Raw genomic sequence first — 24,001 nt, 5'->3', positions numbered from 1 at the left:
TGCGGCCACGGACAGCGGGAGACGCATGGAACCGGCAGTCACGTCAGCCATCACGTTGGGCGAGCACACCTTCGACGTTCTGACCGCGGGACCATCCGGCGGAGTCCCCGTGATCCTGCTCCACGGGTTCCCGGAAACCGCAGCATGCTGGCGTCCGCTGCTTCCGCGGCTCGCAGAGTACCGGGTGATCGCGCCAACGCAGCGAGGGTACTCCCCCGGAGCCCGTCCGGTCGGCGTGGAGCACTACACCGTCGACCGCCTCGGGTCGGATGTCGTCGCACTTCTCGACCATTTCGACCTACCGTCCGCCCACCTGGTCGGACACGACTGGGGCGCCGCGGTCGCGTGGTGGACGGCGGCCAACCATGCCGACCGCGTGGGGTCGCTGACGGCGGTGTCGGTTCCGCATTCGTCTGCGTTCTCGTGGGCGCTCCGCGAGGACGCGGATCAGCAGGCCCGGTCGCGCTACATCAGCATCTTCCGGCACGGCGACTCCGCCGAACGCGCCCTGCTCGCCGACGACGGTGAGCGCCTGCGCGCGATCTACGGCGACGTCGATCCGGCGCTGGTCGACGAGCACATGCGGGTCCTGACCGAACCGGGGGCGCTCACCGCGGCACTGTCCTGGTACCGGGCGATGGGCCGCGAGTTCACCGACGTACCGCCGGTTCGGGTGCCGACGACCTTCGTCTGGTCCACCGCCGACGACGCCATCGGCCGCGCTGCCGCCGAGAAGTGCGCCGAGTTCGTCACCGGCCCGTACCGGTTCGTCGAACTCGACGGAGTGAGCCACTGGGTGCCCGAAGAGGCGCCCGACGCCTTGGCCGACGAGATCGTCGCCCGCGTGGAAGGAGCCCGAGTGTGAGCGGAATTGCGATCCTGCTGATCGGTGCACTGCTGTGTTTCTACGGCATCCGGTCGATGCACCTGGCGGTGCTCGCCGCCGGATTCGGAGTCGGCTGGCTCGTCTCCGACCTCTTCAACGCGTCCCTCGCGACGCTGTTCCTGTTCGGGCTGATCGGCGCCGTCACCGCGTGGGTCGTCACCACGCTGGTCTTCAAGTTCTCGGCGTATTTCATCGGCGGCCTAACCGGTGCGATGGTGGGCGCCAAGGTCGCCGACGTGCTCCAACCCGGCGACAACAACTGGGCACTGAGCGCGATCGTGATCGTCGCGGTCGCGGTCGCGGCGGCGTTCCTCGCCGACAAGTTCCGCGCGCGGGCACTGCTGTGGCTGACGTCGATCGGTGGCGCGAGCATGATGCTCACCGGTCTCGCCGGACTGAACGGTGCGCTGGAGTTCCTTCGACATCCGGAGGCCGGCTGGCAGCAGATCACCTCGACTCTCGCGTGGATCGCACTCTCCGTCGCGGGCTGGATCGTCCAGCGTCGACTGTTCCCGGAGAAGCTGGGAATTCAGCGCGCACCCGCGCGATAGGACGTGTCGATGGGCGGGCGCACCGCGAGGAGCGCCGCCAACCCGGCAGCGAGTACGACGAGCAGGCCCATGATGCCGGCACGGTCGCTGGAGAACATCCACGCGAACAGGCCGAAGAGGGTCGGCGACAGGAACGAGACGGCGCGTCCGGTGGTTGCATAGAGGCCGAACATCTGTCCCTCCCGTCCCGCTGGGCTCAGGCGTGCCATGAAGGTGCGCGAGGCCGACTGCGCGGGCCCGACGAACAGACACAGCAGCAGTCCGAGGATCCAGAACCCGACCGGACCGGACACCGCCATCAGCAGTGCCCCGGTCGCCAGCATCGACGAGAGCGACCACACGATCACCGTCTTCGGCCCGAGCCGGTCGTCGAGGCGGCCCGCGGCGAGCGCACCGAGCGCGGCCACGACGTTCGCTGCGACACCGAACAGGAGCACGTCCCCGGACGCGATGCCGTAGACGTTGACCGCGAGCACCGCCCCGAACGTGAACACACCGGCGAGCCCGTCGCGGAACAGTGCGCTGGCCACCAGGTACCCGAGGGTGTTGCGGTCCGCGGTCCACAGCGCACGCAGGTCGTTCCACAGCACGCGGTACGACGCGAAGAATCCGGGGCCGTCGGCGGCCTGCTGGACGGGCGGCAGTTCGGGGACCGCGAACAGCACCGGCACCGCGAACACGGCGAACCAGACCGCAGCCAGGACGACCACGGCGCGGATGTTCACTCCACCGTCCGTGCTCACCCCGAACAGTCCGCGGGTGTCGCCGTCTCCGACGATGAACCCGAAATAGCAGATCAGAAGCAGGACGATTCCGCCGAAATAGCCCATCGCCCAACCGAACCCGGATACCCGCCCGATGTTGTCCGGGCGGGAGACCTGCCGCAGCATCGCGAAGTACGGGACCTGCGCGAGTTCGAACACCACCGAACCGACGCCGAGGAGCAGCAGGCCGAGCCACAGGAAGTGGTGGTCGTCCTCGACGAAGTACATCGCGAGCATGCAACCGACCACGATCGTCGTGAGCAGTGCCAGTGACCGCTTGCGGTGACCGGTCGCGTCGGCCCGCTGCCCGGTGACCGGTGCGAGGAGCGCGATCGCCAGGCCCGCCGCGCCGAGAGACCAGCCCAGCCAGCTGCTCGCCGAGACCGACCCCGGCAGATCGTCGCCCACCGCGTCCGTGAGGTAGACGGAGAAGACGAACGTCACGATCACGGCATTGAACGCCGCGGATCCCCAGTCCCACAGTCCCCACGCGAACACCTGACTCCGCGTGGCCACCCCACCGCCGCCGTCGACCGCTGTGCTCATGGCGCGAGCCTAGGCCAGGAAACGGGGTGCGCGAACGGTTCGCGGGTCCGGTGTCGAGCACCAGCGATATGCACACAGGAGACTATGCACCGAGTTGCATATTGGCCGGGGCTCGTCGAGACTGATCCCGTGGCCCTCGAACACGCACTGCTCGTCTCGCTCTCGGAACAGTCCGGCTCCGGATACGAGCTGGCCCGCCGCTTCGACCGCTCGATCGGGTTCTTCTGGAGCGCCAGCCACCAGCAGATCTACCGCGTCCTCAAACGAATGGACGAGTCCGGCTGGATCTCCGGCGAGACCGTCGGCCAGCAAGGCAGGCCCGACAAGCGGGTCTACCGGGTCTCCGACGCCGGACGAGTCGAGCTCGCTCGATGGATCGCCGAACCCACCGACGCCGGACATCTGCGCAACGAGCTCGCCGTGAAGATCCGCGCCGCCGCCTACGGCGACCTGGATGCCCTGCGCGCCGAGGTGGCCCGCCACCGCGACGCCCACGCCGGACGCCTCGAGGTCTATCGCCTGATCGAGAAGCGTGATTTTCCCGCGCCCGACCGACTGTCCGGACCCGACCTGCACCAGTACCTCGTCCTCCGCGGCGGCATCCGCGTCGAGGAGGGGTTCACCGAGTGGTGCCAAGAGGTCCTCGACGCCCTGTAGCCCTGACAGCCCTGCAGCCCACTGCCGCACGGACAGCCCCCGTCGGCAGCACCAACCGGAAAGGCATGCGCGAGTGAACAATCCGTATCCCCACCTGATGTCCCCCCTCGATCTCGGGTTCACCACCCTGCGTAACCGCGTGGTGATGGGCTCGATGCACACCGGCCTCGAGGACCGCACCAAGGACGTGCCGAAACTCGCCGCGTACTTCGCCGAGCGCGCCCGCGGCGGTGTCGGCTTGATCGTCACCGGAGGCTACGCGCCGAACCGCACCGGATGGCTGCTGCCGCTCGGGGCGGACCTGATCACCCGCAGGCAGGCGTCCCGCCACCGCGAGATCACCGACGCCGTGCACGCGGAGGGCGGCAAGATCGCGCTGCAGATCCTGCACGCGGGCCGCTACTCGTACCAGCCGCTCAGCGTGTCGGCCTCGTCGATCAAGGCACCGATCAACCCGTTCCGGCCGCGTGCACTGACGCGCCGCGGCATCGAATCCACCATCGACGACTACGTCCGCTGCGCCCGCCTCGCGCAGGAAGCCGGCTACGACGGCGTCGAGATCATGGGTGGCGAGGGCTACTTCCTCAACCAGTTCCTCGCCGAGCGCACCAACAGGCGCACCGACGAGTGGGGCGGCTCTGCCGAGAACCGTCGGCGGATCGCGGTGGAGATCGTGCGCCGCACCCGCGCCGCCGTCGGCGAGAACTTCATCATCCTGTTCCGGCTGTCGATGGCCGATCTCGTCGAGAAGGGTCAGACCTGGTCCGAGATCGTCGACCTGGCACGCGAACTCGAAGCCGCGGGCACCACCATCCTGAACACGGACATCGGCTGGCACGAGGCGCGCGTCCCCACCATCGTCACCTCGGTGCCCCGCGCCGCGTTCGCGTCGTTCACCGAACGCCTCGCCCGCGAGGTGAGCATCCCGGTGTGCGCCTCGAACCGGATCAACATGCCCGAGACGGCCGAGGAGATCCTCTCCCGCGGTGACGCGCAACTGATCTCTGCGGCCCGGCCACTGCTGGCCGACCCCGAGTGGGTCGCCAAGGCCGCCGCCGATCGCAGCGACGAGATCAACACGTGCATCGCCTGCAACCAGGCCTGCCTGGACCACGCGTTCGCCAACAAGCACGTCTCCTGTCTGCTCAACCCGCGGGCGGGACGCGAAACCGAACTGGTGCTCTCCCCCACCCGCCGCCGCAAGTCGATCGCCGTCGTCGGCGCCGGACCGGCCGGATTGTCCGCCGCGCTGAACCTCGCCCAGCGTGGACACGAGGTGAACCTCTTCGAGGGAGGCAGCGAGATCGGCGGCCAGTTCGCCATCGCCCGCCGGATCCCCGGCAAGGAGGAGTTCGCCGAGACCATCCGATACTTCACCCGCAGCCTCGAAACCGCGGGCGTGAAGGTGCACCTGAACACCCGGGTGGATGCGCAGACCCTCGTCGACGGCGGCTACGACGAGGTCGTCCTCGCGACGGGCGTCACGCCGCGTGTCCCCGCGATCCCCGGAGTCGACCACCCGAGCGTTCTGTCCTACGCCGAACTCGTCCGCGACGGCCGACCTGCAGGCGAGCGGGTCGCGGTGATCGGCGCGGGCGGCATCGGCGTCGACGTCTCCGAGTTCCTCACCCACGACCACTCCCCCGCCCTCGACCTGGCCGAATGGAACCGGGAGTGGGGCGTCACCGAGGACGAGTCCGCACCCGGCGCGTTGACCGAACCGGTGATCACCCCGTCGCCGCGGCAGGTGTATCTGCTGCAGCGCAAGACGACGCCCATCGGAGCCGGGCTCGGCAAGACCTCCGGGTGGGTGCACCGGGCAGCGCTGAAGAAGAAGGGCGTCGAGCAGATCTCGGGAGTCAACTACGAGCGCATCGACGACGACGGCCTGCACATCACGTTCGGCGAGAAGCGTGAGCGCCCGCGGACCATCGCCGTCGACACCGTCGTGATCTGCGCCGGCCAGGAGTCGGTGCGCGACCTCGAAGCCGGGCTTACGGACGCGGGCGTCGCGGTGCACGTGATCGGCGGCGCCGACGTCGCAGGCGAGTTGGACGCGAAGCGCGCCATCGAGCAGGGCACCCGCCTCGCGGCCGTCCTCTAGGCAGCTCCGCCGCTCGTGCGCGGTTCCTCGGGTGCAGGGACCCCCACACCGCGCACGAGCGCGCAGCGCCTAGCCTGAACGCCGTGAGCCTGCCTACCCCCACCGCCGATGCCCGCGCCGTCGTCACCGGCGCCTCCTCCGGAATCGGAGAGGCGCTCGCCACCGAACTCGCCGCCCGCGGTCACTCGCTGATTCTCGTCGCCCGCCGCAAGGACCTGCTCGACGCGCTGGCCGAGAAGCTGTCCGCGGCGCACGGCGTCACCGTCGAGGTACGCGCCGTCGACCTGTCCGACCGGGACAAGCGGGCACCGCTCGTCGAGGAACTGACTGCACGCGAGATCTCGATCCTCTGCAACAACGCCGGGATCGCGACGTTCGGTCCCGTCTCCGAACTCGACCCCTCGTACGAGCGCGCGCAGGTGGAGCTGAACTCCGTTGCGGTGCACGATCTCACGCTCGCAGTTCTGCCCGGGATGATCGCGCGCGACTCCGGTGGCATCCTCATGGTGGGGTCCGCGGCAGGCAACATGCCGATCCCCAACAACGCCACCTACGCGGCCACGAAGGCGTTCGTGAACACCTTCTCCGAATCGCTGCGCGGCGAGTTGAAGGGGTCGGGAGTGCACGTCACGCTGCTCGCCCCGGGCCCCGTGCGCACCGAGGTCCCCGACCCCGCCGAGGCGTCGATCGTCGACAAGCTGGTCCCGGACTTCCTGTGGATCTCCAGCGAGTACACCGCGAAGCTGTCGTTGGACGGGCTGGCGAACAACAAGATGCGCGTCGTCCCCGGCATCCTGAGCAAGGGCATGTCCGTCGCCGGCGGCTACAGCCCCCGCGCCGTCATCGCCCCGATCGTCGGGACGTTCTACAAGAAGCTGGGCGGCTAAGGAACAAGCGCGCACGTCTGGTACACGTCAATCCTGAACCGGGCCGCGTCAAGACCCCGTCAGGGACGCGGACACGGCGTCGGGCGACGGGTACTCCGGAAGGTGTAATCCACCTTCAGGAGACCACCGTGACCCTGCTCGACATCCTGCCCTCGCTACGCGCGGCGATGATTCCGCGGCTGGACCCGGCCCTGTGGCCGATGACCACCCACGTCGACGAACTCGGCCGGATCACCGTCGGCGGCGTGGCACTCGCGGACGTCGCCGACCAGTTCGGCACGCCGACCTACGTGCTCGACGAACGCGACGTCCGGCACCGCTGCCGCACCTACCGCGAGCTCTTCCCGGAAGCCGAGATCGCGTACGCAGGCAAGGCGCTGCTGACCCGGGCGGTCGCGACCTGGGTCGCGGGCGAAGGACTGTCGCTCGACGTCTGTTCGGCGGGCGAGCTCGCCGTCGCGCTGTCCGCAGGGGTCGACCCGCGCCGAATCATCCTGCACGGCAACGTCAAGACGTCCGCCGACCTGACGGCTTCCCGCGCGGCAGGCGTGGGGCGGATCGTGATCGACTCTCCCACCGAGATCCCGATGCTGGCGGCGTCCTGCGCCCACCGTCAGAACGTTCTCCTGCGGGTGACGCCCGAGGTCGACGCTCGCACCCACCGTGCGGTCACGACCGGCGTGGCCGATCAGAAGTTCGGTGTCCCCCTCGCCCACGGACATGCCGCGGACGCAGCTGCGCGCATCCTCTCGCAGCCACGCCTGAACCTGATCGGCCTGCACTGCCACCTCGGCTCGCAGATCACCGACCCGACCCACTTCGCAACGGCGATCGACCGCATCATCGCTGCGATGGCGGACATCCGGCACGACCGCGGCACGATCCTCACAGAACTGAACATCGGTGGCGGCCACGGCATCCCGTACCTGGCAGGTGATGCCTGCCTCGACCCGACCGCGCTGGCGGCGGCGATCGAGGACGGCCTGGACGACGCCTGCGCCCGGCACCGGTTCCCCCGTCCCCGGATCACCCTCGAGCCGGGTCGGGCGATCGTCGGGCGCGCCGGGGTCACGCTCTACCGCGTCGCAAGCGTCAAGCGGATCCCCGGTGAACGGGTGTTCGTGGGAGTCGACGGCGGTATGAGCGACAACCCCCGGATCGCCCTGTACGGCGCGCGGTACAGCGTCGCCCTCGCCAGCCGTCACTCGATCGCCCCCGTCGAGCGGGTGACCGTCGCGGGTCGGCACTGCGAGGCCGGCGACGAACTGGCGGTCGACGTTCCGCTACCGAGGGACGTGCGTCCCGGCGACGTGCTCGCGGTGCCGGTGACCGGCGCCTACCACCACAGCATGGCGGCGCCGTACAACGCGGTCGGCCGCCCACCCGTCGTCGCGGTCGCCGACGGTGCGGCTCGCGAACTGATTCGTCGCGAGACCGTCGCCGACCTGATGGGGCGCGAGGTCGGCGTCTGAGTCGTTCCCCCTGGCGTGCGTCCTTACCGGCAAGTAAGTTGTCCGTGTCGCCGCTCACAACCAGGAGGACCACCCGCATGCCGCGTATTTCCGTAGCAACCGACCTGATCAAGGGCCTCGTTCCGATCACCAGGGCCGGGATCATCGGACCGCTCGGACCGCGCGCACTCACCGGCGTCGCCACGGCCTGGTTCCAATGGGATTTCACCGCGGGCGGTCTGCTCGCCGTCGCCGCCCGCCGCGACGGCGACCGCATCGCCGTGATCGACGAATGGGGCCCGGTCACCTACCGCGACCTCGACGCCGACGCCGAAGCGCTCGCGATCGCCCTGTACGACCGCGGGCTACGCGAACGCGGACGCATCGGCGTCCTGGCCCGCAACCACCGCGGGTTCCTCACCGCGATGGGGGCCTCCAGCAGGCTCGGCACCGACCTCGTCCTCCTCAACACCGGCGCTCCCGCGCCGCAGCTCGCGGAGATCCTCGCCGAGCAGAAGATCGACTGGCTCCTCGTCGATCCCGAGTTCACGCCGCTGCTCCCCGACTCCGACCTGCGGGTCGCGGTGTTCGACGATCCGAACGATCCCACCGGCGGCGGTGCCGACGCGGCAGGCTGGGCCCGCGTCGACGGCCTCCTCGAGGACGGGCGCGGGGGCCGCAGTCTCGTGCTCGCGCGTCGGCCCCGGCGCGGGCGCCTGATCGTCCTCACCTCCGGAACGACGGGTACCCCGAAGGGCGCGTCCCGGCCGGAGCCGCGCAGCTGGATGCCCGCGGCCGCCGTCCTGTCGCGGCTGCCGCTGCGCAGCCGCGGAACCACCGTCGTCGCGTCGCCGATCTTCCACACATGGGCCCTGGCAGGCACCCAGATCGCACTTGCGTTGCGCTCCACGCTGATCCTCAACCGCCGCTTCGACGCCGCCGCCACCGTCGAATCCGTTGCGCGCCACGGTGCCGACACACTGTGGCTGGTGCCGACGATGCTGCAGCGCATCACCGATCTCCCCAAGGACGAACGCGATGTCGACCTGTCGTCGCTGCGCGTCATCGCGGCAAGCGGATCCGCGATCCCCACCGGAGTCGTCCACAAGACGTTCGACGCGTTCGGCGACGTCCTCTACAACTTCTACGGGTCGACCGAGGTCAGCTGGGCGTCGATCGCGCAGCCCGCCGAGCTGCGCGTCCACCCGACCACCGCGGGCAGACCCCCGCTCGGCACGGTCGTCAAGATCCTCGACGACGACGGAAACCCGGTTCCCGCGGGCACCGTCGGCCGCGTCTTCGTCGGGAACGGGATGCTCTTCGAGGGCTACACGCGCAGCGGCAGCGAGAAGGAGGTCGTCGACGGAATGATGTCAACCGGCGACGTCGGCCACTTCGACGACACGGGCCTGCTGTTCCTCGACGGTCGCAGCGACGACATGATCGTCTCGGGCGGCGAGAACGTCTACCCCCGCGAGGTCGAGAACCTGCTGTCCGAACTTTCCGGCGTCCTCGAAGTCGCGGTCATCGGGGTCGACGACGCGGAGTTCGCTTCCCGACTCGCCGCGTGGGTGGTCCGCACCGACGACGAGGACGGCGCCGCGCTGACCGTCGACAGCGTCCGCGACCACGTCCGAAGTCGCCTGGCCCGGTTCTGCGTCCCGCGCGACGTCACGTTCCTCGACGAACTGCCCCGCAACGCGACCGGCAAGGTCGTCCCCCGCCTGCTGCGCTGACGCGCTGTGCGCCTTACCGGTGGTACGCGTGACCGGAAAGGCGCACGAGCACGTCAGCGCCTCTTGCGCCCCGTACCGAAGATCGAGCGGGAGATCTCCCGGCCCGCCACCGTTGCCGCCGACCGCAGGAAGCTCTTGACCGCGGAGTTCTGCATGATCTTCTCCACCGCGGTCGGCTCGTCCGGTGCGGGCGGCGGGAGGTCGGGCAGATCCGGCAGCGCGGGCGGCAGATCCGGAAGGTCTGGGGCCGAGGGAGGCGCGAGTCGTGCCGTGAGCATCTCGTACGCCGAGTCCCGGTCCACGGTCGCGCCGTACTTCCCGTGCAGCGCACTCGCCGTCGCTGCCGCCCTGATCGCGTCCTCACCGATCGTGTCCATCAGCGACCGCGGCGGCGGAATCTTCGCCCACGCGACCGGTGTCGGGGCGCCCTTCTCCGACAGCACCGTCACGATCGCCTCACCGGTCCCGAGCGAGGTGAGCGCCTTCTCCAGGTCGTAGTGCTCGGTCTTCGGGTACGTGCGAACCGTCTTGTTCAGCGCCTTCTGGTCGTCCGGAGTGAAGGCGCGCAGTGCGTGCTGGATCCGCGCGCCCAGTTGCGAGAGAACCGAATTCGGCACATCCGTGGGCAACTGCGTGCAGAAGAAGACGCCGACACCCTTGGACCGGATCAGTTTCACGGTCTGTTCGACCTGCTGGAGGAACGCCTTCGACGCGTCCGCGAAGAGCAGGTGGGCCTCGTCGAACACGAAGACCAGCTTCGGCTTGTCGACGTCGCCGACCTCGGGCAGCGTCTGGAAAAGGTCCGCGAGCACCCACATCAGGAACGTCGAGAACATCACCGGCCGCGACGCCTGTGCTCCCAGCTCGAACAGCGTCACCACACCGCGCCCGTCCGCCGCGACGCGCAGCAGGTCCGCGGTGTCGAATTCCGGTTCACCGAAGAAGGTGTCGCCGCCGTCGGCTTCGAGGTTGACGAGCGCCCGCAAGATGACGCCCGCGGTCGCGGACGACACGCCCCCGATGCCCTTGAGGTCGGCCTTGCCCTCGTCCGACGTCAGGTGCGTGATGACCGACCTCAGATCCTTGAGGTCGAGCAGCGCGAGTCCCTGTGTGTCGGCCCAGTGGAAGATCAGTCCCAGCGTCGATTCCTGGGTGGCGTTGAGCCCCAAAACCTTACTGAGCAGGATCGGACCGAAGCTGGTGATCGTTGCCCGAATCGGCACCCCGATGCCCTCGGTGCCGAGGGAGACGAACTCGGTGGGAAACGCGGTCGGCGCCCAGTCCACGATTCCTGTCTCCCGTGCGCGCGCTGCCATCTTCTCGCTCGCCTCGCCCGGCGCCGACAACCCCGACACGTCGCCCTTCACGTCGGCCATCACGACCGGCACGCCCGCCGCGGACAACTGCTCGCAGATTCCCTGCAGCGTCTTCGTCTTTCCCGTTCCCGTGGCGCCCGCGACGAGCCCGTGCCTGTTCAACGTCGCGAGCGGAATCCGGACGCGAGCCGACGAGTCCACGATGCCGTCGACGATCACCGTGCCCAACTCCAGCGCGCCGCCGGCCAAGGCGTAGCCGGCGGCGATCTCCTGTGCAGCAGGTGGTGCCTGCTGCGCAGGCGGCGAGGTCGCCTCGGCGGCAGCGGCAGCGGCTTCCTCGGCCGCCCGCGCGGCTTCCTCGGCTACGCGGGCCGCCTCCTGCGCCGCAGCCCTCGCCGCGGCAGCCTTGTCGGCGAGCTCCGCCGCATCCGATCCAGGATCAACCGACATTCGTGCCTCCCTCGATGCGAAACGCCCCGACTTCGACTCCTCCGCGAACCCTAGCCGAGTGAGCGCTGGCTACTGTGGAACCTCGTGCAGGACAAACTTGTGTGGATCGATTGCGAAATGACCGGGCTGCGGCTCGGCTCCGACAAGCTGATCGAGGTGGCCGCGCTGGTCACCGACAGCGAACTGAACATCCTCGGCGAGGGCGTGGACATCGTCATCCACGCCGACGACGCGGCTCTGGCCGCCATGCCCGACGTCGTGCAGGAGATGCACGCGAAGTCGGGATTGACGGAGGAGGTCCGCGCATCCACCGTCACGATGGAGGAGGCGCAGCGTCTGGTCCTCGACTACATCCGCGAGCACATCCCGACGCCGGGCACCGCACCCCTGTGCGGCAACTCGATCGCCACCGACCGCGGCTTCCTCGCCCGCGACATGCCGGAGCTCGACGAGTACCTGCACTACCGGATGATCGACGTCTCCTCGATCAAGGAACTGTGCAGGCGCTGGTACCCGCGGATCTACTTCGGTCAGCCCGAGAAGGGCCTCGCGCACCGCGCGCTCGCCGACATCAAGGAGTCGATCCGAGAACTGCAGTACTACCGGCGTACCGCGTTCGTTGCCGAGCCCGGGCCCTCTACCAGCGACATTGCCGCGGTCGTCAAGGATCTCGTCGCCGAGTAGACGCCGATTGGCAATATCGCCTCCGGTCACGCTAGTATCGTCCACGCTGCTGACGCACGGCCCGAAGGGGCGGCGCGTGGGAAGCGATGGTGACCGTAGTTCAGTTGGTAGAGCACCAGGTTGTGATCCTGGCTGTCGCGGGTTCGAGTCCCGTCGGTCACCCGAAGAAAGGCCCCGACTCCGGTCGGGGCCTTTCTCGTTTCCCGGGTCGTGCAGTGGACCGACTGCCAACTAGAACTCGTTCCCGCTCCACGTTCCCCCTCCCTCGGCGGCGGGTGTCCCGAATCACTCGAACGACCCGATTTCGAAATTGTGCAGCTCAGCCCCCATACGTCGACGGCATCGACGATCCGGCCGACATCCGCCACACGATCAATCGGTTCGATTTGGCTCTCCCGGAAACTGAAACATGTTCTAGTCTTGGATCAGCGCGTCGAAACGTGTGACCGGAGTCGGATCACAACCAGAGATGAGGGAAGCCATGGGGCAGGTACTGGATCGGATCGAGCAGTACGCGGACGAGATCCGCGCCGACGGCGTCGAGGGCGACAAGCTGATGCGCCTGACCGACGCCAATGCCAAGCGGCTCAAGGAGGCCGGCGCGATCCGGATGCTCCAGCCGAAGAACCACGGCGGACTCGAGGTCCACCCGCGGGAGTTCGCGGAGACGGCGATGGCAATCGGCGCGATGGACGGCGCCACCGGCTGGGTGACCGGCATCGTCGGTGTGCACCCGTGGGAGTTGGCGTTCTTCGACCCGAAGGCGCAGGACGAGGTGTGGGGCCAGGACCAGGACACCTGGATGGCGTCGCCGTACGCACCGATGGGTGTCGCGGTCCCCACCGACGGCGGCTACATCCTCAACGGCCGCTGGTCGTTCTCCTCCGGTACCGACCACTGCCAGTGGGTGATGATCGGTGCGCTCGTCGGTGATCAGAGCGGCAAGCCGCAGATGCCGCCGAAGATCCTGCACGTGCTGCTTCCGCGCAGCGACTACGAGATCGACCAGGACAGCTGGGACGTCGTCGGCCTGCGCGGCACCGGCAGCAAGGACCTCATCGTCAAGAACGCGTTCCTGCCGGAGCACCGGACGATCGACTCGGCCACCGTGTACGACGGGACCGCCCCGAAGATCGCCGGCCGCTCCGAGACGCTCTACAACTTCCCGTTCTCGTGCATCTTCCCGCTCGGCATCACCTCGTCGCTGATCGGTATCGCCGAAGGCGCGCTCGCCTGCCACATCGCGGCGCAGAAGAACCGCGTCGCGGTGACCGGTGTGCCGATCAAGGAAGACCCGTACGTGCTGTTCGCGATCGGTGACGCCGCAGCGGAGATCGCCGCCTCCCGCGCGGCGATCCTCGAGACCGTCGACCGCTTCTGGGACATCACCGACGCCGGCAAGGAGGTCACGTTCGAGCAGCGTGCCATCGGTCGTCGCACGCAGACCGCGGCGGCATGGCGGGCGGTGCGGGCCGTCGACGAGATCTTCGCTCGCGCCGGTGGTGGTGCACTGCAGATGAAGACGCCGCTGCAGCGGTTCTGGCGTGACGCGCACGCCGGCCTTTCGCACGCGATCCACGTGCCCGGCTCGATCTTCCACGCCTCGGCGCTGACCCAGCTCGGTGGCGAGCCGCAGGGCATCCACCGCTCCATGATCTGACCCTGGCAACACGAAAGGGGCCTCGCAGCCGGATATCCCGCTGCGAGGCCCCTTTTCCATACCGCCGATCAGACGGCCGCGTTTCCTGCCTTCCACGTCTCCCACGGAATGTTCCAGTCGCCGAGCCCGTCGACACCGGACAGCGTCCCGCCGACCGTGTTCTTCACGACGACGATGTCGCCGCGCTTGGTGTTGTCGTACACCCACTTCGCGTTGGCGGGGCTCAGGTTGAGGCAGCCGTGGCTGGTGTTCGAGTATCCCTGTTGCCCCACCGACCACGGCGCCGAGTGGAAGAAGATGCCGCTGTAGGACATTCGGGTCGCCCAGTCGACCTCGGTTCGATAGCCCTGCGGGGAGTTGACGGGTACCCCGTACGTCGAGGAGTCCATCACCAGGTGATCGAAGCGGTCGCCGATGATGTAGACACCGTTGTCGGTCGGAGTGCTGTCCTTACCCATGGACGTCGGCATGGTCATGACGACCTGGCCGTTGCGCTCGAAGGTGACCTGCTTGGTGTTGTCGTCGGCCGTCGCCACGAGGGCGTCGCCGATCCGGAACTCGGACCGCTCGTTCACCTGACCGAACAGCCCGTTGCCGAGGTCGCGGCCGAACACGTCGACCGCGACGGTGACCGTGGTCCCTGGCGCCCAGTAGTGCTCGGGCCGCCACCGGACCTCACGGTTGTTGACCCAGTAGAAGGCTCCGTCGACGGGCGGGTTGGTGGTAATGGTGATGGCATCCTGCGCGGCGGCACGGTCCGGGATGTTCTCGTCGAACTGCACGGCGACCGGCTGCCCGATGCCGACGACGTCGCCCTCGGACGGAAGGATGTACGGCTGGGTCAGGTTGCCCGGCGAACTGGTCGCGAAGTTCGACACGAGGGTTCCCGAGCCGCCCAGGCCGAACGCCTCGGCCTGCAGGCGATAATTGCCGTCGTAGGCGAGCGGGGCGGTGTTCACCCAGGAGCGCCCGTCGGCGCCGATCGCGCCGGGCACCGCGACACCCGATGCGTCGACGAGAGTGACGTTCGCGAGTTTGCCGTCCTGGACCCGCACCTCGACCGGGTCGCTCGGCGAGTGCCCGATGGCACCGTCCGGCACGGCAGACGTCAACTTCGGCTTGATCAGTTCGGCAACAGGGTTGACGTCGATGGCAGGCGCGGCCGACGCCTCACCGCTCGACGGGACCGTACAGCCGGACGCCCCCAGCGCCACAACGGACGCGACAGCGACCGCGACAAACATCCGAAACTTCGTCACCGCTACCCCACTTCAACCATCTACTCGACGGATCCCCGACCCGCATCCACTCGGCGGACCCCGACCCTGGGGACGCCGTTCCTGCACAGAACCCGCGGACAGCGATTTTGCCAGGTCTTTGCACAGGCACGCCTGCGGGACCTGCCCCGGACCCATAACGTTCACATTGCAATCGACTTCGGCGCCGCAACCGTTACAGAAACGTCAGCCGTAAACCCGATCTGACCAGCCGATTTCACATAGACAGGGCGGGGCTGTTAGTGTTCTCCTCGCACCGAGCGAGCACACCAGCCCGCCGGACGCACCAGGCGCCATTAGCTCAATTGGCAGAGCAGCTGACTCTTAATCAGCGGGTTCGGGGTTCAAGTCCCTGATGGCGCACAATCACGACAGGCCCTGATCACAGATCGGGGCCTCTAGTGTGTTGGGAGCCGCAAACTCCTGGCGCGCGCCATTAGCTCAATTGGCAGAGCAGCTGACTCTTAATCAGCGGGTTCGGGGTTCAAGTCCCTGATGGCGCACCACACAGTAGGCCCCGATCCTTCCGGATCGGGGCCTACTGTCGTCTCAGCGGAAGATCTTGCGCAGCACCAGAACGGCCACGAGCGCACCAGCGCCGATCAGCGCAAACGTCACGGGCGGCTCGCTCACCTTCGAGATCAGCGCGGCCTTGGTGGTCTCGAGCACTCGCTTCGGGTTGGTGCGAACGCTCAACTCGTCAAGGGTGGCGGCGAGCTGATTGCGCGCCTGCTCGATGTCGCGCTCAATGCTCTCGGTGTCCCTGGGCACGTGGACTTCCTCTCATGGTCGGTCTTTCCTGCCATGACCGTACCCGGCGACGGCCGACAAGTAGCCTGACCATCGTGACCGACAACATCAGGCTCGCTCCCGGAGACACCGCGCCCGACTTCACGCTGCCCGACGCCGACGGCAACGACGTCGCACTCGCCGACTACCGAGGCCGCAAGGTCGTCGTCTACTTCTACCCCGCGGCCAGCACGCCGGGCTGCACCAAGCAGGCGTGTGACTTCCGCGACAATCTCGCCGAGCTGAACGAGGCCGGGATCGATGTGATCGGCATCTCGCCCGACAAGCCGGCCAAGCTCGCCAAGTTCCGCGACAACGAGGAGCTCACGTTCCCGCTGCTGTCGGACCCCGAGCGGGCCACGCTGACCGCGTGGGGCGCCTTCGGCGAGAAGACCATGTACGGCAAGAAGGTGCAGGGCGTCATCCGCTCCACGTTCCTCATCGACGAGAACGGCAAGGTCGAGGTGGCGCAGTACAACGTGCGCGCCACCGGTCACGTCGCGAAGCTGCGCCGCGACCTGTCCGTCTGACCGCTGGGTGAGGGAAACCCGTACCCGGTCGGACCGGGCCCGGGTTCCCCTCACGCTCAGCGGGCCGCGAAGCGGCGGAGGAAGAGCGCCTCGGCGACGGCGAGGTTCTCGATCTCGGACGGATCGACGCTCTCGTTCGGGGCGTGGATGAGGCAGCGTGGCTCCTCGACGCCGAGCATCACGATCTCGGCGCCGGGGACCTTGTCGGCGAGGACGTTGCACAGTGGGATCGAACCGCCCTGACCGACGGTGCCGAGCGGTTTGCCGAACGCGTCCTGCATCGCCTCGCCGAGCGCCGCGAACCCGGGACCGTCGGTCCGGGCCCGGAACGGCGCTCCGACGGGCTCCGGTTCGATCGTGACGCGCGCGCCCCACGGGGCCCGTGACGTCAGATGCGCGGTCAGCGCGGCTTGAGCGACCGACGGATCCATTCCCGGCGGCACGCGCAGGTTCAGGCGGGCGGACGCGCGCGGCTGAACGGCCGCAGCCGATCCGACGACAGGCGGGCAGTCGATGCCGAGGATCGTCAGGGCGGGCCGCGCCCACACCCGGTCCGCGACCGAGCCGGTTCCCGCGAGGTCCACCCCGTCGAGGACGCCCGCGTCGATCCGGAACTGGGCCTCGTCGTAGCCGACCCCACCCCACGTCTGCCCGGAGTCCAAGCCGTCGACGACCGTGTCGCCGTTCTCGTCCCGCAACGTCGACAGGATCTGCACCAGGGCCGCGAGGGCGTCGGGCGCGGGACCGCCGAACATGCCCGAGTGCACCTCCCCCTCGAGTGTTTCCACGTTGACGACGACATTCGCGATGCCGCGCAGCGTGACGGTCGCGGTCGGCTCGCCGACCGCCGCGTTGCCGGTGTCCACGACGAGGATCATGTCGGCCTCGAACAGTTCGGGCCGCTCCTCGACCAGCGCCTCGAGGCCGCCGGTACCCATCTCCTCGGACCCCTCCGCGACGATGCGGATGCCGACCGGGAACGGCGTGTCCGATGCCGCAGAACCCCGTAGCGCCCGCAGCGCCAGCAGGTGCATCACGATGTTGCCCTTGCAGTCCGCGGCACCGCGGCCGTACCACCGGCCGTCACGTTCGGTGAGCTCGAACGGGTCCGTGTGCCACTTGGATTCGTCGCCGGGAGGCTGGACGTCGTAGTGGCAGTACAGCAGCACGGTGGGTGCGCCGGGCGGTCCCGGCTGGTGCCCGACGACGGCGTTGGAGCCGTCGGCGGTCTCGATCAGGTCCACCGATCCGATGCCCGCCGCGACGAATGCGTCCTTCACCCAGTTCGCCGCCGCCACACACTGCTCCGGCGGGAACTGCCGTGGGTCCGCCACCGACGTGAACCGCACCAAGGTGGCGAGTTCGTCCCGTGCGGTGGGCATCAGCGCCCGCACGGCTGCCCGGATGTCCGTCACTGCCTGGTCCGTCACTTCTGTTCCTCTCCCGAGAATTCCGGTCGCTCCACGTACTGGGGCACGATCTACCCGTCACCGAGCTTGAGGTCCGCCACCGCCGCGTCGAACTCGGCCAGATTCTCGGGGCAGTACACCTCCAGCATCAGGCGCGAACCGACGAGCCGATTCCGGGCCGCGATGACCGGCCGCATACCTGGCCCGGTGGCCCCGCTGACGATCTGCTGATCGAGCGCAGCCTCGTTCAGTGCCGCGACAGGGTCCGCGCAGGCAGCCCCGCCGTCGGTGCCGAGCACCCTGGCCGCGGAGTCGATGTCGATCGGTTCGATACCGGCCGCCGAGAACTTCAGCGCCAGTTCGGTGGCGAGTGCGTTCGCCTCGTCGCTCTGCTTGTCGTGGTTGAAGGCGACCAACCCCCATACCGAGAGACCGACGAATGCCGCGAACAGGACGAGGTAGAGGACCAGGTGAGTGTTCTCGGGACGCTTGTGCAGGTCGTCGCCGGGAGCGAGGCTGACACTGTCGTCCGGAACGGATCCCGTTGTGGGTGAGTTCATTTCACGCTCCTTCCTCGGCGACCGCCTGCAGCGGATCGACGGTCAGCTCCTGCTTCCAGGACGGCTTGCGCAGCGCCAGGATCAGCAGCGGAACGCCGAGCCCGACGATGCCGAACCCACCGCCGACGATGAGGACGTAGACGAACACGCTGCCGCCGCCGAACTGCGACGGCGGGACGAACCCGATCAGGAACGCCGCCGCGCTGGACAGCAGGCCGACCCAGCAGAGGACGAACAGCGCGGGGGCACGGTAGCCGCGGGGATGGTCCGGCTTGCTGCGGCGCAGGCGCATCGCCGCGACGAACATGAGCGCGTAGACGACCAGATACACCTGGGTGGTGATCACCGACAGGATCCAGTACGCGCTCGACACCTCGGGGATGAACGCGTAGAGCAACGCGATCAGAGTGGTCACCGCGCCCTGCGCGACGAGGATGTTCTGCTGGATTCCGTGCTTGTTCAACCGCTGCAGCACAGGCGGGAGGAAGCCGTCCTGCCTGCCGATCATCAGCAGGCCCTTCGACGGACCCGCGAGCCACGTCAGCATGCCGCCGAGTGACGCGGCGATCAGCATCAGAGCGAGAATCGGTGTCGCCCAGCCGAATCCGAAGTAGGCGAAGAAGGTGTCGAAGGCCTGCATGACGCCTGCGGTCAGGGACAGGTTCTCCGCGGGCACCACCCAGCTGATCGCGATGGCCGGGAGGATGAAGATGGCGAGTACGAGACCCATCGCGACGAACATCGCGCGCGGGAACTCACTGGCCGGTTTGCGCAGGCTGGACACGTGGACCGCGTTCATCTCCATGCCCGAGTAGGACAGGAAGTTGTTGACGATCAGCACCAGCGACGCGATACCGGTCCACGCGGGCAGCAGCGCGGAGAACTCCATCGGCGCGGCGGACGCGTTGCCCTGGCCGAGGAACACGATGCCCATGACGATCAGCAGGGCGCCGGGGATCAGCGTGCCGAGAATCAGTCCGGCACTGGACAGTCCGGCGACCGCTTTCATGCCACGGGACGAGACGAACACCCCGGTCCAGAACAGCGTGACGATGATGATCGCGGTGTACAGCCCGTTCGAGGCGAGGGCCGGGTTGATCACGTACGCGAACGTGCTCGCCACGTAGGCGAGCAGCGTCGGATAGTAGAAGATCGTCATCGCGAACTGACACCACACCGCGAGGAACCCGGCCTTGTCCGAGATCCCTTCCCCGACCCAGCGGTAAACGCCGCCGGACCAGCCCGACGCCAGTTCCGCCGACACCAGCGATGTCGGCAGTAGGAACACGATCGCGGGCACCACGTACAGGAACACACACGCCAGCCCGTACACCGCCATCGACGGCGCCGACCGGAGACTGGCGACGGAACTCGTCGTCATCATCGCCAGCGCGATCCACGTTATGTACTGCTGCCGTGACCCAGTCGGGAGTACACGACCAGGCTCGGGCGTTCCGGCAGTATCGACACTCATCGGCTCACCATTCCGTCGGGCGGGGCCGCGACATGCCATGGCATGCAACGGCGCAGGCTTCCTCCCCGCACTATCCGCGCCCGGGCCGGGCAGCGCAGCACCCGCGACCACAGTTCACCCGAATCGGATGAGCAGTCAGGACAGCCCGTCGACGAGTTTCGCCACGCCGTCGAGGAACAGGTCGAGAGCGAACAGGAAGTCGGCATCGCTCCACTCGACTCCTGGTTCCGTGGTGAACGCGCCGTCCGCCAGCGTCGCTGCCAGGTGCGGGAAGGCGCCCCCCGCCACGAGTTTCCCGATCACGGCGCCGTAGTCGTACTCGACCGCGCTGCGCGCGGCGGCGGTGTCGGAGTCCGCGGCGCCGAGGAAGTCCGCCGCGAACCGCGCCCTGCCGATCACGTAGAGCGAGGTGTTGAGCACCACCTGGAAGCGGAGTGTCGGGGGCAGCGGCGTGGCGGCGAGCGTGCCGAGGCCTGCATCGAGCCACGCGATGTTGTTCGGGCCGGTGGGCGGCGACGCGCCCACTGCGAGTTGCAGCCACCACCGATGGCGCATCAGTTGGTCGTATTCGGCGCGGGCCCAGTGTCGGAGCCCGTCGCGCCACGACAGTCCGTCGGGGAAGACCGGAGGGGGTCCGATGACCCGGTCGCTGATCAGGTCGATCAGTTCGTCCTTGCTCGCCACGTAGCGGTAGAGCGACATCGTCGTGAAGCCGAGCCGTTTGGCGACTCGGGCCATCGACAGCGCACCGACACCGTCCTCTTCGGCGAGTTCGACCGCAGCGTCGACGATCCGCTCGAGGCTCAGTCCGCGCTTCGGGCCGCGGGCACCCGTCTTCTCCAGTCCCCACGCGAGTTTCACCGCGCGCGGCAGGTCCGGGTCCGATTCGACCTCGCTGTCGTCCACGTGACCTCTCTCCTGCCGCTTCGACGGTTGCGCTCATCCTAAAACTGCGTATGGTCTAAACAAAAGTTTATGTCATACACAATTACTCTCGGGAGCAACCATGACGGCACAATCCGCCGCGATCGAGGTGACGGACCTCCACAAGTCCTTCGGGGACCACCGCGTCCTCGCCGGCCTCGACCTGCACGTCCCCGCAGGCACCGTGTTCGCCCTGCTCGGCGCCAACGGCGCGGGCAAGACGACGGCGGTCCGCATCCTGTCCACCCTGCTGCCCTTCGACTCGGGTTCCGTCACCGTCGCCGGACACCCGCTGCCCGGGTCGGCGCGAGCGGTCCGGCGTGCCATCAGCGTCACCGGCCAGTTCGCCGCCGTCGACAAGCTGCTCACCGGGCGGGAGAACCTCACCCTGATCGGCGACCTGAACCACCTCGGGCGACAAGCGTCGCGGCGGCGGGCGGCCGACCTGCTGGAACGCTTCGATCTCGTCGGCGCCGCCGACCATCGGGCCGGAACGTATTCCGGCGGCATGGCCAGACGGCTCGACATCGCGATGAGCCTGGTGGCCGATCCCGCCGTGCTGTTCCTCGACGAACCGACCACCGGACTCGACCCGCGCAGCCGCCGAGAAATGTGGACGGTGGTCCGCGAACTGGTACGCGGCGGTGTCACGGTCTTCCTCACCACCCAGTACCTCGACGAGGCGGACGAACTCGCCGACCGGATCGCCGTACTCGACCACGGCCGGGTCGTGGCCGAAGGTACCGCCCGCGAACTGGAGTCCCTCGTTCCCGGAGGGCACCTCGAACTGCACTTCGTCACCGCCGACGACCTCCGACGCGCCGCGGACGCCCTGCCCGATTCGGCGGTCGACGCGGACGCGCTCGCGTTGACCGTGCCGACGGACGGCAGCATCGCGTCCCTTCGCGCCTTGCTCGGCCGCGTCGACGACGGACTCACCGTCGACCGGGTCTCGCTGCACACACCGAACCTCGACGACGTCTTCTTCGCCCTCACCGGCTCCCGGCGCACCGACGAGACCGCCGCCACCACCACCACGAAAGCGGTTGCCCGATGAGCACCCCCACCCTCCCCGGCGCCGTCACCGACGGCGCGATCATGCTGCGCCGCAACCTGACCCACCTGCTCCGCAGTCCCGACTCGGTGATCATGGCGCTCGCACTGCCGATCGTGCTCATGCTGCTCTTCGTCTACGTGTTCGGCGGCGCGATCGACACGGGCACCGAGTATCTCGACTACGTCGTCCCGGGGATCGTCCTGCTCTGCGCCGCCTACGGCTCGTCCACGACCGCGATCAGCGTGTCCACCGACATGACCGAGGGCATCGTCGACCGCTTCCGCACCCTTCCCATCGCCCAGTCCGCCTTCCTCACCGGCCACGTCCTGGCCAGCGTCGCGCGCAACCTGCTCACCACGGCGCTCGTCGTCGGTGTCGCCGTCGTGATGGGCTTTCGCCCCACCACCGACCCTGTGCGGTGGCTCGGCGTCCTCGGGGTGCTCTCACTGTTCCTGTTCGCTGTCTCCGCCCTGTCGGCAGCGCTCGGACTCGTGGCCAGAACACCCGAGGCCGCGGGCGGGTTCACGTTCGTCATCATGTTCGTGCCCTACGTCTCCAGTGCGTTTGTTCCCGCCGAGTCGATGCCGACGTGGCTGCAGGGATTCGCCGAGAACCAACCCGTCACGCCGATCATCGAGACGGTCCGTGGACTACTGACCGGCACGGGGATCGGTTCCGACGCCGGCCTCGCCATCGCGTGGTGCGTCGCGATCGCCGTGGCGGGAACCGCCTGGTCGGCCGTGTTGTATCGGCGGCGAGTGCAGCGCTAGCGGAGTTGGCGGTACCGGGAGAAACACCAGACCTCGGGGTTCATCGAATCCTGACAGCAGCCGGTTAACCTGGGTGGGTGGAGTCCATCACCAGCAGCCGAGCCTCGCGTCGAGCGGACCCGGCCCTGGCAGCGGCCGACAATGCGAGCGACGACCCGACCACCGATGTCCCGCAGGAACTGCTGCCCCGCAAACGCCCGACGCAGGAACGCAGCCGCCGCAAGTTCGACGGCTTGCTGGCGGCGTCGCGCGACCTGCTGACGGAGGTCGGGTTCGAGTCGTTCACCTGCGAGGAGGTCGCCTCCCGCGCCGACGTCCCGATCGGCACCCTCTACCAGTTCTTCGCCAACAAGTACGTCATCGTCTGCGAGCTGAACCGGCAGGACTTCGCGTCCGTTCGGGACGAGCTGGAACAGTTCGACGGTGTCATCCCGTCACTCGACTGGCTCCGATTCCTCGACAGCTTCGTCGACCATCTCGCGAAGCTGTGGACGTCCGACCCGTCGCGTCGCGAGGTGTGGCTGGCGATGCAATCGACGCCGTCGACCCGCGCCACCGGCAAGATCAGCGAGAAGCAGCTCGCCGAGAAGATCGCAACGATGCTCGCCCCGCTGACGCCGCGCACTCCCCGGGACCGCCGGATCATGATGGCCGAGGTGCTCGTCCACGTCGTCTACTCCATGCTCAACTTCTCCGTGCAGGACGGCCAACAACACTCGGAGGCGGTCGCCGAGCTGAAGCGCCTGATGGCCGCGTACCTCCTCGTCGCGGAGAAGGAGTCCCGAACCAGTCAGGAACACTGACGTCGGATTGAGACCCGGCGGATTCGGGTACCGCGACTGTCATGAACTACATCGACACCGCACTCCGAGTGCCCTTCGCCCTCGCGTCGACCCTGCGCCGTGCTCGGGTATTCCACGCCCACGGCGTGATGGCTCGCGGGCATGCGGAACTCGGTTCCCACTGGTGGCCCGTCCAAGGACGGATACCCGTCACCGTTCGGCTCTCGCGGGGCATCGGGCTCCCGGGAGCGATACCGGACGTTCTCGGACTCTCCGTCCGGCTCCACCTGGCAGCGGGACCGTGGGACCTGCTGCTCGCGTCAACGGATCCGGTCACCCGGTTCCTGCCCTGTCCGGCCCTCGGCTGGTCCACCGCGCAGTACAGCAGCCTCAACGCATTTCGCACCCCCGACAACGACTCCCCGACCTGGGTTCTCGCCACCCCGGAGGCGGGTCAGCCGCGCACGGCATCGCTGAGTGCACTGTCCACCGCCGACCCGCTGCACTTCACGCTGTCGCTGGCGCACTCCCGGACCGACACCACACCGGCGGGGCGACTGTGGCTCGAGACTCCGCTGTCCGTGGACGACGAGGACCACCCGGACTTCGACCCCGTGCTCCATCGCCCGGAGGGACTGGAGATGTGGCCACAGTGGGTCGCCGACGCCCGCCGCGCGGCCTACTCGGGCAGCCGAGCCGGTCGGCACTCCGTTGAGGCCTGACCGCGATACGGGCCC

At 68.4% G+C, this 24,001-nt stretch carries 22 protein-coding genes and 3 tRNA genes; 17 read left to right on the top strand and 8 right to left on the bottom strand.

What is annotated here, in order from left to right; genetic code table 11:
- Window positions 1-25: 25 nt before the first annotated feature.
- Window positions 26-865: an alpha/beta fold hydrolase gene (locus RHCRD62_RS00295; RefSeq protein ID WP_050062695.1), complete on the top strand. Its 840-nt coding sequence runs from the start codon at window positions 26-28 to the stop codon at window positions 863-865.
- Window positions 862-1,437 (top strand): hypothetical protein, encoded by a 576-nt coding sequence (locus RHCRD62_RS00290; RefSeq protein WP_050062694.1) that lies wholly within the window; start codon window positions 862-864, stop codon window positions 1,435-1,437. Before RHCRD62_RS00295 ends, RHCRD62_RS00290 begins: the two co-directional genes overlap by 4 nt.
- On the opposite strand, the gene RHCRD62_RS00285 is transcribed toward RHCRD62_RS00290, so the two are convergent.
- Window positions 1,416-2,747 carry an MFS transporter gene (locus RHCRD62_RS00285; protein ID WP_050062693.1) on the bottom strand — a complete coding sequence of 444 codons (1,332 nt, stop codon included), beginning with the start codon at window positions 2,745-2,747 and terminating at the stop codon, window positions 1,416-1,418. The genes RHCRD62_RS00290 and RHCRD62_RS00285 overlap by 22 nt on opposite strands.
- Window positions 2,748-2,876: 129 nt before the next feature.
- Here RHCRD62_RS00285 and RHCRD62_RS00280 point away from each other — a divergent pair, with 129 nt between their 5' ends.
- From RHCRD62_RS00280 to RHCRD62_RS00260, 5 genes are all read left to right on the top strand, one after another.
- Window positions 2,877-3,404 (top strand): PadR family transcriptional regulator, encoded by a 528-nt coding sequence (locus RHCRD62_RS00280; RefSeq protein WP_050062692.1) that lies wholly within the window; start codon window positions 2,877-2,879, stop codon window positions 3,402-3,404.
- Window positions 3,405-3,501: 97 nt separating this feature from the next.
- Window positions 3,502-5,508, top strand: a complete 2,007-nt coding sequence (locus RHCRD62_RS00275) for an NADPH-dependent 2,4-dienoyl-CoA reductase (protein ID WP_172670977.1) — start codon at window positions 3,502-3,504, stop codon at window positions 5,506-5,508.
- A gap of 83 nt (window positions 5,509-5,591) precedes the next feature.
- A complete protein-coding gene (cmrA, locus tag RHCRD62_RS00270; protein WP_050062690.1) occupies window positions 5,592-6,395 on the top strand; it encodes a mycolate reductase in 804 nt (267 codons plus the stop codon).
- 128 nt (window positions 6,396-6,523) lie between these two features.
- Complete coding sequence (gene lysA, locus RHCRD62_RS00265) at window positions 6,524-7,867, top strand: diaminopimelate decarboxylase (protein ID WP_050062689.1); 1,344 nt, start codon at window positions 6,524-6,526, stop codon at window positions 7,865-7,867.
- Window positions 7,868-7,944: 77 nt separating this feature from the next.
- Window positions 7,945-9,582 (top strand): AMP-binding protein, encoded by a 1,638-nt coding sequence (locus RHCRD62_RS00260; protein WP_050062688.1) that lies wholly within the window; start codon window positions 7,945-7,947, stop codon window positions 9,580-9,582.
- Window positions 9,583-9,635: 53 nt separating this feature from the next.
- Here RHCRD62_RS00260 and RHCRD62_RS00255 read toward each other — a convergent pair whose 3' ends face one another.
- A complete protein-coding gene (locus RHCRD62_RS00255) occupies window positions 9,636-11,348 on the bottom strand; it encodes a helicase HerA-like domain-containing protein (protein ID WP_050062687.1) in 1,713 nt (570 codons plus the stop codon).
- Window positions 11,349-11,432: 84 nt separating this feature from the next.
- On the opposite strand from RHCRD62_RS00255, the gene orn reads away from it, so the two are divergent.
- The 3 genes from orn to RHCRD62_RS00240 all read left to right on the top strand — a co-directional run bounded on the left by orn (window position 11,433) and on the right by RHCRD62_RS00240 (window position 13,692).
- Window positions 11,433-12,032 (top strand): oligoribonuclease, encoded by a 600-nt coding sequence (gene orn / locus RHCRD62_RS00250; protein WP_050062686.1) that lies wholly within the window; start codon window positions 11,433-11,435, stop codon window positions 12,030-12,032.
- A gap of 89 nt (window positions 12,033-12,121) precedes the next feature.
- Window positions 12,122-12,194 (top strand) — tRNA-His (locus tag RHCRD62_RS00245).
- Between the two features lie 319 nt (window positions 12,195-12,513).
- On the top strand, window positions 12,514-13,692 hold the full coding sequence (locus RHCRD62_RS00240) for an acyl-CoA dehydrogenase family protein (protein ID WP_050062685.1): 1,179 nt from the start codon (window positions 12,514-12,516) through the stop codon (window positions 13,690-13,692).
- 68 nt (window positions 13,693-13,760) lie between these two features.
- Here RHCRD62_RS00240 and RHCRD62_RS00235 read toward each other — a convergent pair whose 3' ends face one another.
- On the bottom strand, window positions 13,761-14,936 hold the full coding sequence (locus RHCRD62_RS00235) for a L,D-transpeptidase (protein WP_050063366.1): 1,176 nt from the start codon (window positions 14,934-14,936) through the stop codon (window positions 13,761-13,763).
- A gap of 323 nt (window positions 14,937-15,259) precedes the next feature.
- On the opposite strand from RHCRD62_RS00235, the gene RHCRD62_RS00230 reads away from it, so the two are divergent.
- A tRNA-Lys gene (locus RHCRD62_RS00230) sits at window positions 15,260-15,332 on the top strand.
- Between the two features lie 67 nt (window positions 15,333-15,399).
- Window positions 15,400-15,475, top strand: a tRNA-Lys gene (locus tag RHCRD62_RS00225).
- A 43-nt stretch (window positions 15,476-15,518) separates the two neighbouring features.
- Here RHCRD62_RS00225 and RHCRD62_RS00220 read toward each other — a convergent pair.
- Window positions 15,519-15,740, bottom strand: coding sequence for a DUF3618 domain-containing protein (locus RHCRD62_RS00220; RefSeq protein WP_050062684.1), 222 nt, complete (start codon window positions 15,738-15,740; stop codon window positions 15,519-15,521).
- Window positions 15,741-15,814: 74 nt separating this feature from the next.
- Here RHCRD62_RS00220 and bcp point away from each other — a divergent pair, with 74 nt between their 5' ends.
- Window positions 15,815-16,288: a thioredoxin-dependent thiol peroxidase gene (gene bcp, locus RHCRD62_RS00215; protein ID WP_050062683.1), complete on the top strand. Its 474-nt coding sequence runs from the start codon at window positions 15,815-15,817 to the stop codon at window positions 16,286-16,288.
- Between the two features lie 56 nt (window positions 16,289-16,344).
- Here bcp and RHCRD62_RS00210 read toward each other — a convergent pair whose 3' ends face one another.
- The 4 genes from RHCRD62_RS00210 to RHCRD62_RS00195 form a co-directional block, all read right to left on the bottom strand.
- Entirely contained in the window at window positions 16,345-17,718 is a 1,374-nt protein-coding gene (locus RHCRD62_RS00210) for a dipeptidase (protein WP_301280705.1), read from the bottom strand.
- 50 nt (window positions 17,719-17,768) lie between these two features.
- Window positions 17,769-18,257 carry a hypothetical protein gene (locus RHCRD62_RS00205; protein ID WP_050062682.1) on the bottom strand — a complete coding sequence of 163 codons (489 nt, stop codon included), beginning with the start codon at window positions 18,255-18,257 and terminating at the stop codon, window positions 17,769-17,771.
- A 1-nt stretch (window position 18,258) separates the two neighbouring features.
- Window positions 18,259-19,731 carry a glutamate/gamma-aminobutyrate antiporter GadC gene (locus RHCRD62_RS00200; protein ID WP_050062681.1) on the bottom strand — a complete coding sequence of 491 codons (1,473 nt, stop codon included), beginning with the start codon at window positions 19,729-19,731 and terminating at the stop codon, window positions 18,259-18,261.
- A 135-nt stretch (window positions 19,732-19,866) separates the two neighbouring features.
- Window positions 19,867-20,637: a TetR/AcrR family transcriptional regulator gene (locus tag RHCRD62_RS00195; RefSeq protein WP_050062680.1), complete on the bottom strand. Its 771-nt coding sequence runs from the start codon at window positions 20,635-20,637 to the stop codon at window positions 19,867-19,869.
- Between the two features lie 100 nt (window positions 20,638-20,737).
- Between RHCRD62_RS00195 and RHCRD62_RS00190 the strand changes: the two genes are divergently transcribed.
- From RHCRD62_RS00190 to RHCRD62_RS00175, 4 genes are all read left to right on the top strand, one after another.
- Window positions 20,738-21,712 carry an ATP-binding cassette domain-containing protein gene (locus tag RHCRD62_RS00190; protein WP_050062679.1) on the top strand — a complete coding sequence of 325 codons (975 nt, stop codon included), beginning with the start codon at window positions 20,738-20,740 and terminating at the stop codon, window positions 21,710-21,712.
- Window positions 21,709-22,482 carry an ABC transporter permease gene (locus RHCRD62_RS00185; protein WP_050062678.1) on the top strand — a complete coding sequence of 258 codons (774 nt, stop codon included), beginning with the start codon at window positions 21,709-21,711 and terminating at the stop codon, window positions 22,480-22,482. The genes RHCRD62_RS00190 and RHCRD62_RS00185 overlap by 4 nt, the downstream gene beginning before the upstream one ends.
- Window positions 22,483-22,559: 77 nt before the next feature.
- On the top strand, window positions 22,560-23,285 hold the full coding sequence (locus RHCRD62_RS00180) for a TetR/AcrR family transcriptional regulator (RefSeq protein WP_050062677.1): 726 nt from the start codon (window positions 22,560-22,562) through the stop codon (window positions 23,283-23,285).
- A gap of 41 nt (window positions 23,286-23,326) precedes the next feature.
- A complete protein-coding gene (locus RHCRD62_RS00175) occupies window positions 23,327-23,986 on the top strand; it encodes a catalase family protein (RefSeq protein ID WP_050062676.1) in 660 nt (219 codons plus the stop codon).
- Window positions 23,987-24,001: the final 15 nt, after the last annotated feature.

Origin of the sequence: Rhodococcus sp. RD6.2, from assembly GCF_001040705.1 — a bacterium.
Classification (GTDB): Bacteria; Actinomycetota; Actinomycetes; order Mycobacteriales; family Mycobacteriaceae; genus Rhodococcus_G.
Note: the sequence above shows the minus strand (reverse complement) of the source record. Positions and strands in the feature narration are given on the sequence as shown.

Coding starts and splice junctions, on each gene's coding strand:
- RHCRD62_RS00175 (WP_050062676.1), top strand. CDS start 23,327: ATGAACTACATCGACACCGCACTCCGAGTGCCCTTCGCCCTCGCGTCG.
- RHCRD62_RS00255 (WP_050062687.1), bottom strand. CDS start 11,348: ATGTCGGTTGATCCTGGATCGGATGCGGCGGAGCTCGCCGACAAGGCT.
- RHCRD62_RS00235 (WP_050063366.1), bottom strand. CDS start 14,936: ATGTTTGTCGCGGTCGCTGTCGCGTCCGTTGTGGCGCTGGGGGCGTCC.
- RHCRD62_RS00185 (WP_050062678.1), top strand. CDS start 21,709: ATGAGCACCCCCACCCTCCCCGGCGCCGTCACCGACGGCGCGATCATG.
- RHCRD62_RS00285 (WP_050062693.1), bottom strand. CDS start 2,747: ATGAGCACAGCGGTCGACGGCGGCGGTGGGGTGGCCACGCGGAGTCAG.
- RHCRD62_RS00240 (WP_050062685.1), top strand. CDS start 12,514: ATGGGGCAGGTACTGGATCGGATCGAGCAGTACGCGGACGAGATCCGC.
- RHCRD62_RS00275 (WP_172670977.1), top strand. CDS start 3,502: ATGTCCCCCCTCGATCTCGGGTTCACCACCCTGCGTAACCGCGTGGTG.
- RHCRD62_RS00260 (WP_050062688.1), top strand. CDS start 7,945: ATGCCGCGTATTTCCGTAGCAACCGACCTGATCAAGGGCCTCGTTCCG.
- RHCRD62_RS00205 (WP_050062682.1), bottom strand. CDS start 18,257: ATGAACTCACCCACAACGGGATCCGTTCCGGACGACAGTGTCAGCCTC.
- RHCRD62_RS00200 (WP_050062681.1), bottom strand. CDS start 19,731: ATGAGTGTCGATACTGCCGGAACGCCCGAGCCTGGTCGTGTACTCCCG.
- RHCRD62_RS00190 (WP_050062679.1), top strand. CDS start 20,738: ATGACGGCACAATCCGCCGCGATCGAGGTGACGGACCTCCACAAGTCC.
- RHCRD62_RS00295 (WP_050062695.1), top strand. CDS start 26: ATGGAACCGGCAGTCACGTCAGCCATCACGTTGGGCGAGCACACCTTC.